This window comes from Vibrio sp. J502, from assembly GCF_025397955.1.
GTDB lineage: Bacteria > Pseudomonadota > Gammaproteobacteria > Enterobacterales > Vibrionaceae > Vibrio > Vibrio anguillarum.
On record NZ_CP104554.1, the window covers coordinates 673,558 to 687,702 of the forward strand.

General features: G+C 43.8%; 15 protein-coding genes. 12 read left to right on the plus strand and 3 right to left on the minus strand.

What is annotated here, in order from left to right:
- The first annotated feature begins 26 nt into the window (after window positions 1-26).
- The 10 genes from fabD to ptsG all read left to right on the plus strand — a co-directional run bounded on the left by fabD (window position 27) and on the right by ptsG (window position 9,732).
- Complete coding sequence (gene fabD, locus N5E84_RS03310) at window positions 27-950, plus strand: ACP S-malonyltransferase (RefSeq protein ID WP_017045257.1); 924 nt, start codon at window positions 27-29, stop codon at window positions 948-950.
- 19 nt (window positions 951-969) lie between these two features.
- Window positions 970-1,704 carry a 3-oxoacyl-ACP reductase FabG gene (fabG, locus tag N5E84_RS03315; protein WP_029388081.1) on the plus strand — a complete coding sequence of 245 codons (735 nt, stop codon included), beginning with the start codon at window positions 970-972 and terminating at the stop codon, window positions 1,702-1,704.
- Window positions 1,705-1,938: 234 nt separating this feature from the next.
- Entirely contained in the window at window positions 1,939-2,172 is a 234-nt protein-coding gene (gene acpP / locus N5E84_RS03320) for an acyl carrier protein (RefSeq protein WP_014204679.1), read from the plus strand.
- A 90-nt stretch (window positions 2,173-2,262) separates the two neighbouring features.
- Complete coding sequence (gene fabF / locus N5E84_RS03325) at window positions 2,263-3,507, plus strand: beta-ketoacyl-ACP synthase II (RefSeq protein ID WP_029388082.1); 1,245 nt, start codon at window positions 2,263-2,265, stop codon at window positions 3,505-3,507.
- A gap of 77 nt (window positions 3,508-3,584) precedes the next feature.
- Window positions 3,585-4,382: an aminodeoxychorismate lyase gene (gene pabC / locus N5E84_RS03330; protein WP_019281528.1), complete on the plus strand. Its 798-nt coding sequence runs from the start codon at window positions 3,585-3,587 to the stop codon at window positions 4,380-4,382.
- Window positions 4,379-5,395 carry an endolytic transglycosylase MltG gene (gene mltG / locus N5E84_RS03335; protein ID WP_019281529.1) on the plus strand — a complete coding sequence of 339 codons (1,017 nt, stop codon included), beginning with the start codon at window positions 4,379-4,381 and terminating at the stop codon, window positions 5,393-5,395. Before pabC ends, mltG begins: the two co-directional genes overlap by 4 nt.
- The gene (gene tmk / locus N5E84_RS03340) at window positions 5,392-6,036 is read left to right on the plus strand and encodes a dTMP kinase (protein WP_017045261.1); all 645 of its coding nucleotides are present in this window, start codon (window positions 5,392-5,394) and stop codon (window positions 6,034-6,036) included. The genes mltG and tmk overlap by 4 nt, the downstream gene beginning before the upstream one ends.
- A 9-nt stretch (window positions 6,037-6,045) precedes the next feature.
- Complete coding sequence (gene holB, locus N5E84_RS03345; protein WP_017049101.1) at window positions 6,046-7,032, plus strand: DNA polymerase III subunit delta'; 987 nt, start codon at window positions 6,046-6,048, stop codon at window positions 7,030-7,032.
- Entirely contained in the window at window positions 7,023-7,808 is a 786-nt protein-coding gene (locus tag N5E84_RS03350) for a TatD family hydrolase (protein WP_017042571.1), read from the plus strand. Before holB ends, N5E84_RS03350 begins: the two co-directional genes overlap by 10 nt.
- Window positions 7,809-8,235: 427 nt before the next feature.
- Complete coding sequence (ptsG, locus tag N5E84_RS03355; protein ID WP_019281530.1) at window positions 8,236-9,732, plus strand: PTS glucose transporter subunit IIBC; 1,497 nt, start codon at window positions 8,236-8,238, stop codon at window positions 9,730-9,732.
- A 349-nt stretch (window positions 9,733-10,081) separates the two neighbouring features.
- On the opposite strand, the gene N5E84_RS03360 is transcribed toward ptsG, so the two are convergent.
- The 3 genes from N5E84_RS03360 to N5E84_RS03370 form a co-directional block, all read right to left on the minus strand.
- On the minus strand, window positions 10,082-10,177 hold the full coding sequence (locus tag N5E84_RS03360) for a MetS family NSS transporter small subunit (RefSeq protein ID WP_019281531.1): 96 nt from the start codon (window positions 10,175-10,177) through the stop codon (window positions 10,082-10,084).
- Window positions 10,177-11,637 carry a sodium-dependent transporter gene (locus N5E84_RS03365; protein ID WP_017045264.1) on the minus strand — a complete coding sequence of 487 codons (1,461 nt, stop codon included), beginning with the start codon at window positions 11,635-11,637 and terminating at the stop codon, window positions 10,177-10,179. Before N5E84_RS03365 ends, N5E84_RS03360 begins: the two co-directional genes overlap by 1 nt.
- A gap of 477 nt (window positions 11,638-12,114) precedes the next feature.
- Window positions 12,115-12,795, minus strand: a complete 681-nt coding sequence (locus N5E84_RS03370; protein ID WP_019281532.1) for an outer membrane beta-barrel protein — start codon at window positions 12,793-12,795, stop codon at window positions 12,115-12,117.
- Window positions 12,796-12,833: 38 nt separating this feature from the next.
- Here N5E84_RS03370 and N5E84_RS03375 point away from each other — a divergent pair, with 38 nt between their 5' ends.
- Window positions 12,834-12,923 carry a YnhF family membrane protein gene (locus N5E84_RS03375; RefSeq protein ID WP_094123948.1) on the plus strand — a complete coding sequence of 30 codons (90 nt, stop codon included), beginning with the start codon at window positions 12,834-12,836 and terminating at the stop codon, window positions 12,921-12,923.
- Window positions 12,924-12,941: 18 nt separating this feature from the next.
- Window positions 12,942-14,141, plus strand: a complete 1,200-nt coding sequence (locus N5E84_RS03380; protein ID WP_019281533.1) for a patatin family protein — start codon at window positions 12,942-12,944, stop codon at window positions 14,139-14,141.
- The last annotated feature ends 4 nt before the right edge of the window (window positions 14,142-14,145 follow it).

The following is a 14,145-nucleotide window of genomic DNA, read 5'->3' on the forward strand; positions in this document are numbered from 1 at the left end:
CTTGTTTTTACTTAAGGAAACAAACAATGAGCAAGTTTGCTATCGTATTTCCAGGTCAAGGCTCGCAATCAGTTGGTATGCTTGCAGAGCTTGGTCAGCAGTATGATGTCATTCAACAGACATTTGCCGAAGCTTCTGAAGTGCTGGGTTATGATTTATGGGCATTGGTACAAAATGGCCCAGTAGAAGATCTTAACCAAACCTCTCGTACTCAACCGGCATTACTCGCTTCTTCTGTTGCCCTTTGGCGGTTATGGCAAAGCCTAGGTTTAGAGCAGCCAGCCTTGCTTGCTGGCCATAGCTTGGGTGAGTATTCCGCACTGGTGTGTGCAGGTGTAGTTGACTTTAAGCAAGCCATCAAATTAGTAGAGCTGCGTGGTCAGTTAATGCAAGAAGCCGTTCCGGCAGGCGTAGGCGCGATGTCGGCTATTATCGGTCTTGATGATGAGCTGATAGCAAAAGCGTGTGAAGAAGCTGCTCAAGGTGAAGTGGTTTCACCGGTTAACTTTAACTCGCCAGGTCAAGTTGTCATCGCAGGCAATAAAGATGCAGTTGAACGTGCGGGTCAGTTATGTAAAGAGGCCGGAGCAAAGCGCGCGCTGCCATTGCCAGTTTCTGTTCCTTCTCACTGTGCTTTAATGAAGCCAGCAGCAGACAAGTTAGCGGTTGCATTACAATCGATTGAATTTCATGCACCACAAATTCCGGTTATCAATAATGTGGATGTAATAGCAGAAATTGATCCGGCCAAAATTAAAGATGCGTTAGTTCGTCAACTATACAGCCCTGTTCGTTGGACGGAATGTGTACAGTTGATGAGTGAGCAAGGCATAGAAAAGCTGCTTGAAGTTGGTCCAGGCAAAGTTTTGACGGGCCTGACTAAGCGCATTATTAAATCGCTTGAATCAGCAGCAGTGAATGACATTGCTTCACTTGATGCCGTTAAGTAATCAAAGGAAAGAATAGATGATGAACCTAGAAGGTAAAATTGCTCTCGTGACTGGCGCAAGCCGTGGTATTGGCCGAGCGATCGCTGAATTATTAGTTGAACGCGGTGCAACAGTGATCGGCACGGCTACTAGCGAAAGCGGTGCAGCGGCAATCAGTGAATATCTTGGTAATAATGGTAAAGGCCTAGCGCTGAACGTGACGGATGTGGAATCTATCGCAGCGACGCTGAAAACCATCAATGACGAGTTTGGCGTGATCGATATTCTTGTGAATAACGCCGGGATTACTCGTGATAATCTATTAATGCGCATGAAAGATGATGAATGGTCAGATATTATTGATACCAACTTAACGTCTATCTTCCGCTTATCGAAAGCGGTGCTACGTGGCATGATGAAAAAGCGCAATGGTCGCATCATCAATGTGGGCTCTGTGGTCGGTACTATGGGTAACGCTGGTCAAGCCAACTACGCAGCGGCAAAAGCGGGCGTAATTGGCTTTACTAAGTCTATGGCTCGTGAAGTTGCATCTCGTGGTGTGACGGTTAACACAGTTGCGCCAGGTTTTATCGAAACAGATATGACAAAAGCGCTGAATGATGACCAACGTACTGCTACACTAGCCCAAGTGCCAGCTGGCCGCTTAGGCGATCCACGCGAAATTGCCTCGGCAGTGGTATTTTTAGCTTCTCCAGAGGCTGCCTACATTACGGGTGAAACTTTGCACGTAAATGGCGGGATGTACATGGTATAAGTTGGTTTTTGAACGTTATTGATGAAATAAAGGCTTTGCTATTGTCAACAACGTGTAAAACTTGCTAACTATATGCGCAACATTTGTGCATGATTTAAGTCAAAAATGGTCTTAATTTCGGTTAAAATCGGTAAAATTGTGGTTTGACCAGCAATGACCCACTTGCAACTTTCCCTAGTTAGAATAAACTACGGAACCATCGCATTAGGCGAAATCTGTAAAGGAAAAGAAAACATGAGCAACATCGAAGAACGCGTAAAGAAAATCATTGTTGAACAGCTAGGTGTAGACGAAGCAGAAGTAAAGAATGAAGCTTCTTTCGTAGAAGATCTAGGTGCTGATTCTCTAGATACAGTTGAGCTAGTAATGGCTCTAGAAGAAGAATTCGATACTGAAATTCCAGATGAAGAAGCTGAGAAGATCACTACTGTTCAAGCTGCAATCGACTACGTAAACAGCGCTCAGTAATATCTCTCCCCAGGCGGCCCTCTGGCCGCCTGAGTTTTTCTAACTCTTCTATACCTCTCATAGAACTTTTCAACTCCGGAGAATATGATCGTGTCCAAGCGTCGTGTCGTTGTCACTGGCATGGGTATGTTGTCACCGGTAGGCAACACTGTAGAATCTTCTTGGAAAGCCCTGCTAGCTGGTCAAAGCGGTATCGTTAATATCGAACATTTTGATACCACCAATTTTTCAACTCGTTTTGCAGGTCTAGTCAAAGACTTTAACTGCGAAGAGTATATGTCTAAAAAAGATGCCCGTAAGATGGATCTCTTTATCCAGTACGGTATTGCGGCGGGTATCCAAGCACTTAATGATTCTGGTATCACAGTAACTCCAGAAAATGCCCCAAGAATCGGTGTTGCTATCGGCTCTGGTATTGGTGGTCTTGACTTGATTGAAACTGGTCATCATGCCTTGGTAGAAAAAGGCCCACGTAAAGTGAGCCCGTTCTTTGTACCCTCAACGATTGTCAACATGGTTTCAGGCAACTTGTCTATCATGCGTGGTCTTCGTGGTCCAAATATCGCTATTTCTACCGCATGCACAACAGGTTTACATAACATTGGCCATGCGGCACGTATGATTGCATACGGTGATGCCGATGCGATGGTGGCAGGTGGTGCAGAAAAAGCATCGACACCACTTGGCATGGCGGGTTTTGGCGCAGCAAAAGCATTGTCTACGCGTAATGATGAACCGCAAAAAGCGTCTCGTCCTTGGGACAAAGGCCGTGATGGCTTTGCTCTAGGCGATGGTGCGGGTGTTATGGTTCTTGAAGAATATGAACATGCTAAAGCACGCGGTGCGAAGATTTACGCTGAGTTAGTTGGCTTTGGTATGTCTGGTGATGCTTATCACATGACTTCACCAAGCGAAGACGGTTCAGGTGGTGCGTTAGCGATGGAAGCCGCGATGCGTGATGCGGGCGTAACAGGTACTCAAATCGGTTACGTCAACGCGCATGGTACTTCGACTCCAGCTGGTGATGTTGCGGAAATTAAAGGTGTTAAGCGCGCTTTAGGTGAAGAAGGTTCGAAACAAGTTCTTGTCTCTTCTACTAAATCGATGACTGGTCATTTGCTAGGCGCGGCTGGTTCTGTTGAAGCCATTATCACCGTTATGTCATTAGTTGACCAAATTGTTCCACCAACCATTAACCTTGATGATCCAGAAGAAGGTTTAGGCATTGATCTTGTTCCACACACTGCCCGCAAAGTGGAAGGTATGGAATATGCGATCTGTAACTCTTTTGGTTTTGGTGGTACAAACGGCTCGTTGATTTTCAAAAAAATCTAATGATTGTGGTTGTGACACTTGAGTTTGAACGGCTTGATGCTTAGCATTGAGCCGTTTCTTTTTGTGGGGTAAGCACGATGTTTTGGGTAAATGGACAACCTAGTAACACCCTATCTCTTACTGATCGCTCTTTTCAGTATGGGGATGGTTGCTTCACAACGATTCTCGTTTGCGATGGTGAGCTTCAATATTGGGATATGCACGTTGAACGCATGGAATCTTGTTTGCGGTGTTTAGCTATTCCCGCCCCTGATTGGCGGCAAGTTGAACATTGGCTCTCAACGATCGTTCCTAGTACCGCAAAATCCGGTGTGAAAATTCATATTAGCCGCGGACAAGGTGGTCGGGGTTATAGCCCTGCTAACGTTGGCGATTCTCAAGTCACTATCAGTACCTTTGAGTATCCAGCCCATTATGGTCAGTGGATAGCCGATGGTATCGAGCTTGGTGTATGCCAACAGCGGATGGGACTCTCGCCATTATTGGCGGGTCACAAACATAACAATCGACTAGAACAAGTTTTATTGAAGTCAGAGATGGATGCAAAAGGGTACGCTGACGGCATCGCGCTAGACATCAATGAGCATGTCATAGAAACTACGGTTGCAAATATTTTTTGGGTGTCAGGGGATAGGTTATGTACGCCAAGCTTAGACAATGCAGGCGTAGCTGGGGTTATTCGCCGTGTATTATTGGCGGCGGCTACCGATCTCAAGGTTGAGGTGAGAGCATTCTCATTAGAAGAGTTATTGTCGGCAGATGAAGTGTTTATTACTAACTCCTTATTAGGCGTTGCGCCTGTCACGGCAATTGCAAATACGATTTTCCCTATTGGTAAAATAACACGCTATTTTCAGGAGCGTTTTAACTCGTGATTAATCGAATTTTCGTTGTATTACTACTGATCATTATCGCCGTTGGAGCTGGATATTTCTACATTGAGCGACAGGTAGATGCTTATTTAGAACAGCCTCTATCGCTTCCTTCATCGCAAGTCGTGACCATAAAATCAGGCACGAGCCTTAATGGCGTATTAACGCTATTGAATGAGAAAAAATGGATAACGGATTTTTCGATGTACAAGTTAGTGCGACGTCTGCATCCTGAAATAACCAAAATTAAGGCGGGAACTTACCAAGTACAACCCGGAGATCGATTGATCGATCTCTTAAGTGACGTGATCTCCGGTAAAGAGCATCAGTTCTCTATTACCTTTGTCGAAGGGAGCCGCTTTAATGAGTGGCGAGCTCTGCTTGCACAAACCGAAGGCGTGACAAACACGATAGCTGATTTGGCAGAAGCCGACATTGCCCAAAAATTAGGCATTGAGCAGCAAAAGCTTGAAGGATTGTTTCTAGCGGAGACTTATCATTTCCCTTTTGGAACGACCGATCTTGAGATTCTAAAAAGGGCCAATAGACGTCTTGAGAAAATACTCGATCAACATTGGGCCAATCGCCAGCCAAATCTGCCAATTAAAACGCCTTATGAAGCGTTGATTTTGGCGTCAATTATTGAAAAGGAAACGGCTATTGCTTCAGAGCGAGAGCGCATTGCCTCCGTTTTTGTCAATCGACTCAATAAACGGATGCGGCTACAGACTGATCCTACGGTCATTTACGGGCTTGGCGATGCCTACGATGGCAATCTTCGTAAAAAAGACTTAAGAACACCGACGCCATTTAATACTTATACTATTTTTGGTTTACCTCCTACGCCTATTGCGATGGCGGGGGAAGCCTCAATCAAAGCGGCATTAAACCCAGAGCAGAGCAATTATTTGTATTTTGTTGCCAGTGGCTCTGGTGGACACGTTTTTTCTAAAACATTGAATGAACATAATCGCGCTGTTCGCGCTTATTTAAAACAGTTAAGAACCCAGTCATGAATGCTAAATTTATTGTTGTAGAAGGTTTAGAAGGCGCAGGAAAAAGCACTGCTATTCAATCCATTAGAGAAACACTTATTGAGTTCGGCGTGACAAACATCACTCATACTCGTGAGCCGGGTGGAACTGTTTTAGCAGAAAAAATGCGCGCCTTAGTCAAAGAAGAGCATGAAGGTGAAGTGCTTCAGGATATGACTGAGCTGTTATTAATGTACGCCGCTCGTGTTCAATTGGTTGAAAATGTGATTAAGCCTGCACTTGCGGCTGGTTCGTGGGTGGTTGGTGATCGCCATGATATGTCCTCTCAAGCCTACCAAGGTGGTGGGAGGCAAATTCCGCTAGAAACGATGCAAAACCTTAAAAAGGTAACGCTAGGTGATTTTAAGCCAGATTTTACGCTCTATTTGGACCTAGATCCGAGCATCGGTTTAGAAAGAGCCAGAGGTCGAGGTGAGCTTGATCGTATCGAAAAAATGGATATTGGTTTTTTTGAGCGCACGCGTGAACGTTACCTTGCCCTAGCTAAGGAAGATAAAAGCGTGGCTGTGATTAATGCTGAACAAACAATAGAAGCGGTGGCATTCTCTATCAAAGCAGCGTTAACCCAGTTTCTAGAAACCAATATGCTAGAGAGAAACTAGGGCTAAACATTGAGTAACAAATTAATGATAAATGATCTGTATCCTTGGTTAGCAGGCTATTGGCTTCAGTGGCAAACCAGCCTCAATAACCAGCAGTTCCCTGCGGCGAGCTTACTCGTTTCTCCCTCAGGGCTGGGCGCTGAACGGCTCATTGAGAAGTTGAGTGCAGCAGTGATGTGTTCGCATAGCCATTCAGAAGCGTGTGGGTTTTGTCATAGCTGCGAATTGATGAAGTCTGGTAGTCACCCTGATTTTCATCTGATCTCGCCTGAAAAAGAGGGGAAGGCGATTACCGTTGATCAAATTAGGCAATGCAATAAGTTGGCTCAAGAATCGGCGCAGCTTTCTGGTGCTCGCTTTATCGTTATTAATCCCGCCGATTCCATGAATGAATCAGCAGCGAATGCACTGCTCAAAACGTTAGAAGCTCCGGGGCGCAATTGTTTTTTCTTACTTGTCGCCTCTCGTATCAACCCATTACTCCCAACCATTATCAGTCGCTGTCAAAAAACGGTGCTGACACCACCGAGCAGTGAACAAGTCTCGCATTGGTTAAGTGAACAGACATCGCAACCTGTCCCTCCTTATGCGGCGCATTTAAATGGTTATTCACCACTAAATACGTTGGCGTTTATTCAATCGGGAGAGTTAGCAAAATATCAGGCTTTTGAGCAAAATATTGCCCATTGCTTAACCGATGCCAGTGCTGATATTTCCGCTTGTGTGAAGCAGATTAATGAGGCGCCTACCCAATATTTGGCTTGGTTGTGGACCATGTTGACCGATACGCAAAAGGTACAATTTGGCGTGGTTGAACAGCAGCAGCTTCCTATTAGCCTTCGATTAGCAAAACAGATCAGCTACCCAGTACTTTATCGCCAAACCAAGGCATTAACTCGTTTAATGGAAGAACTAAAGACGTTTAGTGGACTCAATAGCGAGCTACTGATCAGCGATTGGCTATTTAACTTTAATGATGAGAAAACATGTTTGTAGATTCGCACTGCCACTTAGATAAACTTGATTACGATACGCTCCATATCGATGTTGCTGATGTAGTAGAAAAAGCTCGTCAAGCCAATGTTAAGCAATTGCTTTCTGTTGGCGTAACGCTGGATTCTTTTGAACCAATGTTAGAGCTTATTCAGCCCTTTGATAATGTTCATGCTTCTTGTGGTGTTCATCCACTTGACGTTGAAAGTCATTTTGAATTGACCCGCTTCCATCAATACGCGAGTCATCCCAAAGTGGTGGCGATTGGCGAAACGGGGCTAGATTATCACTATCAACCGGAAACGGCTGAGTTACAGAAATTACGGTTTTCACAGCACATTGAAACCGCTGTTGCCCTTAACAAACCTTTGATTATTCATACACGAAATGCCCGGGCTGATACTCTTGAAATGCTCCGTGATGGTGGGGCAGAAAGGTGCGGTGGTGTTATCCATTGTTTTACTGAAGATCTTGCCTTTGCACAAGCCGCTATGGAGCTTGGCTTTTATATTTCTATTTCAGGAATTGTCACGTTTAAACAAGCGACAGAATTGAAAGAAGTTGTGAAGGCGCTGCCCTTGGAACGCTTGCTGATTGAAACTGATTCCCCTTATCTTGCGCCGGTTCCACACCGTGGTCAGCAAAATCAGCCAGCCTACGTTGTTGAGGTTGCTGCTTATATTGCACAGCTAAAAAATCTGTCATTAAAAGAAATTGAAGAAAAAACGACCGAAAATTACCAAAATCTTTTTTTGCGACGGAAAGTTGAATTGTCGTGAGAGATGCGTGTAAGACGGCGTTTTTTATCAAGTTAGTGTGACAATTAACAACTTATTACCTTATTTACTTAATCTGTTGAAAAAATAAGCTCGAAAGTTAAAATTGTAATTTTGTTACTAAAAATAACAAGTGCGCTAATTTTATTCACTCTGTGAAATTAATGGTATTGTTAGCAATGTCATTATAAAACATGGAGTTATATTAATTGATTGGCAGTGTTTACACCCTCCCGCATTGTGATCGGTCTATTGTTTTGAAACAAAATTTCGTTACTAACTAGAAAGTTTGAGTGGCATCAAGATATATTTAGAGGCGAAAAATATAATGCGATATGTGGTTACATTTTCATTGGGTGCTAACATTTAGGCTACGGGGGTGTGCCGTTAGAACCCAAACAATTCTAATAACTTAATCAGGAGCATAAACATGTTTAAAAACCTTTTTGCAAACCTGCAGAAAGTTGGTAAGGCTCTGATGCTTCCAGTATCAGTTTTACCAGTTGCGGGTATTTTGCTTGGTGTGGGTGCAGCGAACTTTAGCTGGCTACCAGAAGTTGTTTCACATTTAATGGAACAAGCTGGTGGTTCGGTTTTTGGTCAAATGGCACTACTCTTTGCAGTAGGTGTAGCATTAGGCTTCACGAATAACGATGGTGTTTCAGGCCTGTCAGCAATTGTTGGCTATGGTATCATGGTTGCGACGCTGAATGTATTAGCTGATGTCGAAATTGGTCATGCAAGGGACGCGTTGCTAGCCATTGGGCAAACGCTTGATGATTCAGCAATTGAAGCTATCAGAAGAAAGTATGAAACCGGTGTTCTTGGTGGCATTCTAGCCGGTGGCGTTGCTGCTTGGGCATTTAATCGCTTTTACAAAATCCAGTTACCAGAGTATTTGGGCTTCTTTGCTGGCAAACGTGCAGTACCGATTATTACCGGTTTCTTAGCGATTGCATTAGGTGTCATCCTTTCTTTTATATGGCCACCAGTGGGTGCACTGATCGCCTCTTTCTCTGATTGGGCAGCAAACCAAAACCCTGTCACTGCATTTGGTATTTACGGTGTTATTGAGCGTTCATTGATTCCATTCGGTCTTCACCATATTTGGAACGTTCCTTTCTTCTACCAAGCTGGCGAATGTGTTAATGGTGCAGGTCAAACGGTCAATGGCATCATGACTTGCTTCTTGACGGCTGATGATGCGTCTCGTGCTGCTGGTAATGGCTTTGGTCAACTAGCGGGTGGCTATCTATTTAAGATGTTTGGTCTTCCTGCTGCTGCATTTGCTATTGCTCATTCTGCAAAACCAGAAAACCGCGCTAAAATAATGGGCATCATGGCGTCTGCCGCATTGACGTCATTCCTAACGGGTATTACCGAACCTATCGAGTTCTCATTCCTATTCATTGCTCCAGTACTTTATGTTGTTCATGCTTTGCTAGCTGGTCTTGCTTATGTATTGACTAACGCTCTAGGTGTTGTTCACGGTCACACGTTCTCGAACGGTTTCATTGACTTTGTTGTTCAATCTCCTCGTGCTGAAAACATGTTGCTATTGGTTGGTCTAGGTATTGCTTATGCAGTTCTATACTATGTCGTGTTTACTTTCGTTATCCGTACGATGAACCTGAAAACTCCAGGTCGTGAAGATGAATCTGAAGAAGCTTCTTCTGCTACAGGCAGTGAGTTAGCTGGTGAACTTGTTGCGGCCTTTGGTGGTAAAGAAAACATCACTAACCTAGATGCATGTATTACTCGTCTACGCGTTTCTGTTGCTAAAACAGAAGCAGTAAACCAAGAGAAATTGAAACAGCTTGGTGCTGCGGGTGTTGTTGTTGTATCGGGTGGCGTTCAAGCTATCTTTGGTACTAAGTCTGACAACCTTAAAACTGAAATGGATGAGTGGATCCGTAACCACGGTTAATTCATATCTTTTCATTCCCCTATAAAAAAGGAGGCGAAAGCCTCCTTTTCTTTTGCCGCTAACTCGCTCATCAGCCATTCTCTATTTTTATAAGTTGATCATTGCCATCTCATTTATTAGTTGAGTTGTCCGCTTGCGGCGATAAGACGGATCTCACGCTTGGCTTGTCGACTTAACTCTCTTTTATCTCAAACGATAATCAAGTAAGGGCTATTTCGCTCTATTCCTTTATTCACATCACTTGTTTAATTTTGCTGTGGAATAGGTTTGGCTTCAAGAGGCAGGTGTAGCGGTTGTCGACAGGCATAAAAAAAGCCGATGATGACATCGGCTTTTAGAATCAACAGGATTATTGTTTGTTCATGGCTTTTTTAATGCAGATGGCGGCGCCACCCCACGTAATGCGCAAACCAATAATCATCATAATAATTGCACTTGTCGTCATTAGTTGCACTCCTTGCGGCTTGTTGCATTGATTGTTACGCCTATAGCGAATAGTAACCCGATCATGACCCATCCGAGGGTGAGGTCATAACCACCGTAACCTTCTGTGAATAGAGCGTTCAGTTTTGTGGCGACAATAATGGCCAAAATTACAGGTGAGATAAAGCGCAGACAAATATCAAACCACACGCCAATATTGAAATCGGAAATGCTGTTCACGTATTTGCGTACGTCAGAAATCTTAAATAGCCATGCCATGAGTGTAAGTTCCACTAGACAGCTCGCCATAATGCCCACGTTGTTTGCGAAGTGGTCGACAAGGTCGAGCAGCAACAGGCCACCGTTGGTCGCAAAGGCCATTGAAACCAAAAACCCTACGCTGATAACTACATTAGCGGCCTTTTTACGGCTCCATTTTAGCTTATCGATGACGGCTGAGGTGACGGCTTCAATGATTGATATGTGTGAGCTTAGGCCTGCAACAACAAGTGCAAAGAAGAAGATTGGCCCAAGAATATAGGGCGCTGGCAATAGGTTGATAGCCGCTGGTAACGTAACGAATGCAAGCCCAACGCCCGCAGACACGACTTCTGTCAACGGTTTGCCTTGTTCATGAGCCATGTAGCCAAGAACAGAGAAAATCATAATCCCCGCCAGAATTGAGAAACCACAGTTGATCAATACTGTCATGAAGGCGTTATTCGTTATGTCTGATTTCTCAGGAAGGTAGCTGGAATACGCCAGCATGATGGCAAAACCAATACTTAGGGTGAAGAAAATCTGTCCATAAGCAGCAGCCCAAACCTTCACATCCCAGATCTTGTCAAAGTCAGGCTCAAACATGTAGTTCACACCATCTAATGCACCTGGTAGGAAAATCATGCGGCCAATCAAAAGCAGTACCATGATAAACAGTATTGGCATCATGATTTTTGAAGCGCGTTCGATTCCAGATTTCACTCCACCGACGATAGCAGCATAAGTAATGGCCCATGCAATCAGCATTGCAATGGCGATTTTCCATTGAATACTACCGAGATTTGTCGGTGAATTATCGCCTAGTGCTAAATAGTTGCTAAAGAAGAAAGCATTAGTATCGGTTCCCCAACTTTGTGTAAACGACATACCAAAGTAGGAAATAGCCCAGCCAATAACGGCCACATAATACACAGCAATAATAGCGGCAACCCCTACTTGGAACCAACCTAACCATTCAAATTTTGCGTGAATTTTAGCCAGTGTGGCTGGTGCTGAACCGCGATGCTTTTGACCCATACTGAACTCTAGGATCATAAACGGTATACCCGCTGTGATCATGGCGAAAAGGTAAGGGATGAAGAATGCACCACCCCCATTCTCATAAGCCATATAAGGGAAACGCCATATGTTTCCAAGACCGATAGCCGAACCTACGGCAGCCAGAATGAACCCTGCACGGGATCCCCATTGTTCTCGCTTCATTGTTTACTCCTTTACGACTTCCCTGAGGTATGAAGCTTCTCTTCGGCTGCGGAGCCAGTGTTGGAGTGATGAATACTATCGGTACACTAAGTAGACCGTGAATATTTGCGCCATCATCCATGAACTGGCAAAAAGTTAGTGTTATATGTTGTCAGCTTTCCGAGAACTCAGAATATTGTTCTTAATAGTTCGATGTGTGTTTGCTGTATCTGAAATAATCAGCTACGCATGGGTTCGAGACTACAGACTAATCTAAGTTAAGGCAATAGATTGTAAATGTTATTCCCTGGTTTTTTGATGGTGTATTAGTTGTTAATTAATTAGGATCTAGGTGGAATGAACGTCATTTTTTAATAAGAATGGAATTTATAACTTCGTTGTCTAAAAAATATAAATGATAAAACTATTTTTTGTCGAAGAGTGTATGACTGAAAAACATACACTCACTAGTGAATCACACCACAATTTTATCTTGGTTTAAAAACGAACTGTCAGGCCGATATTAGCCGAAAATTGATTGATCCAATCAGATTTAAAACGAATCGCGCATGTTTCTGAAGAGGGCAGTGTGCAGGTTGCTGAAGTTTCGTTGTCAACAGAGGTACCTAACCAACGCACTTGGCTATTCAGCGCAATGTTATCGGTAAAGGCATACTCAAAACCCCCAAACAAGCTTGAAGAAAAACCATATTTATCTTTAGCCCAGTCAACATCCGTATAAGAACCACCGATACCTAGGCCTATATAAGCGGTCAATTGTTGGCTTGTCGGATAATAAATGCTGCTTTGAAAGTGGAGATAATGGATGTTGGCATCCGCGTTAATGGTTTCAACTGCGGTGTTTTGAGTGGCATAAAACAGACCAATTCGGCCTTTTTCGTAATCAGTTTCTATAGCGAGGCCATAACCAGAGGAAGCTTTTAAATCGTATTCATTGCTGGCTTGATCCTCGACTTCGCCCCCAATGATATACCCAAAAAAGGGAGAGACGATGACTTGCGCTTGTGCATAGTGAGCAGATAAAGCTCCTATGATAAGAATGATTTTATTGTATTGATGCATAATTATTAACCTAAGCCACTTTTTAACGATTAGGTTATTGTGATGGTAACTCCATAATTGTGCACGAAAAACCAACGATTCTTGAAGATACTTCACACTGATGTTATTACTTTGTTATCTGATAGGAGGTGGCTATGGAACTTGATCTAAAATATGCATTAGTGATTACTGCAACGGTCTTTACTATTCTCGTCGGTTTTGGTTTGATCGCTATCAGCCATTAATCAACGAGGGTTCTGCTGATGAACACTAGTGGAACTATCTCTGATAAAGAGACGAGAGCGGATTTAGATCGGCTCTCGAAGTACATTGGAGGAAAAAATGCATTGGTTGCCCAAGGTGGTGGCCAAAGAGGTATTTTTACCGCAGGTGTGTTAGATGCGTTCCTTCTTTCCAATTTTGACCCCTTTGATGAATTTTATGGCACCTCTGCAGGTGCATTGAATTTGTGCGCTTACCTATGCCGTCAGCATGGGTTAGGCAAGGCTTTTATTTTAGAACTCACCACGGATGCTAATTTTTTTAATCTATTTAGCTACGTTCGGCGTAAGCAGTTCATGAACTTGGATTGGGCTTTAGATCGCATATCGGAATTTCCTTATCGGTTGGATGTCGATATGGGAGCCCAAGTCCTTGCGAAAAGAAAAGCTTATGCTGCTGTTACCTCAGCACACTCACTCCACGACCATTATTTCCCGATATTAGAAAGTAACTGGCGAGAGGTGTTGATTGCCACCTGTGCGATTCCCCGCTTATATCCGCATGAAGTCAAGCTGGGTGATGACCTATATATTGATGGTGGAGTATCGGCATCAATTCCAGTTCAGGAGGCATGGCGTAGAGGTGCCCGTTTTGTCGCGGTAATCCGCACTGAATGCCCTGATGTCGACGCGGTAGAGAGTGGGTTACCGATGAAGCCGTTGCCTTCTGCTAAGCCTTACAACGAGGCTCATTGGTTACATGAACCTTTGCAAAATATTCAAGGTCAGTGGCGACAAAAATTGTCTTACTGGAAGCAAGAGTGGAGTGGTCTTCTCCATCAACAAATAGAACGTTTTAAGCTACAAAAACGTGAGCAAATGAATTTGGAGCTACTCAATGGTGGACGCTGGTTATTTGGCGCTGATGATATTTATCGCTTGAGTCATTTAATTGGTGACAAGTTTGATTCGGGGTTAGCGGATATGTTAATGGTGCATTACCAAACTTATTCTCTTACTCAAGAATTTTTGCGTGCGCCGCCGGATGATGTTTACATCCTACAGATTGTGCCCAGCGAACCACTGAGGTCAAGATCTCTCTTAAGCAGCAAAGAAGATCTGCTTTATGATTATGAGCTGGGACTGACGGCGGGTTATCGCTTTATCGACCAATTTAACCAAGCGCAGTCGGCATATCAGTCCCGTATTGCATCATCGGATTATTTTCCCCGCGACCATTAAGTCA

Excerpts from the sequence above, each read along its gene's own strand:
- tmk (WP_017045261.1), top strand. The coding sequence starts at position 5,392 with ATGAATGCTAAATTTATTGTTGTAGAAGGTTTAGAAGGCGCAGGAAAA.
- fabG (WP_029388081.1), top strand. The coding sequence starts at position 970 with ATGAACCTAGAAGGTAAAATTGCTCTCGTGACTGGCGCAAGCCGTGGT.
- N5E84_RS03380 (WP_019281533.1), top strand. The coding sequence starts at position 12,942 with ATGAACACTAGTGGAACTATCTCTGATAAAGAGACGAGAGCGGATTTA.
- N5E84_RS03360 (WP_019281531.1), bottom strand. The coding sequence starts at position 10,177 with ATGACGACAAGTGCAATTATTATGATGATTATTGGTTTGCGCATTACG.
- pabC (WP_019281528.1), top strand. The coding sequence starts at position 3,585 with ATGTTTTGGGTAAATGGACAACCTAGTAACACCCTATCTCTTACTGAT.
- fabD (WP_017045257.1), top strand. The coding sequence starts at position 27 with ATGAGCAAGTTTGCTATCGTATTTCCAGGTCAAGGCTCGCAATCAGTT.
- ptsG (WP_019281530.1), top strand. The coding sequence starts at position 8,236 with ATGTTTAAAAACCTTTTTGCAAACCTGCAGAAAGTTGGTAAGGCTCTG.
- N5E84_RS03365 (WP_017045264.1), bottom strand. The coding sequence starts at position 11,637 with ATGAAGCGAGAACAATGGGGATCCCGTGCAGGGTTCATTCTGGCTGCC.
- acpP (WP_014204679.1), top strand. The coding sequence starts at position 1,939 with ATGAGCAACATCGAAGAACGCGTAAAGAAAATCATTGTTGAACAGCTA.
- N5E84_RS03375 (WP_094123948.1), top strand. The coding sequence starts at position 12,834 with ATGGAACTTGATCTAAAATATGCATTAGTGATTACTGCAACGGTCTTT.
- N5E84_RS03350 (WP_017042571.1), top strand. The coding sequence starts at position 7,023 with ATGTTTGTAGATTCGCACTGCCACTTAGATAAACTTGATTACGATACG.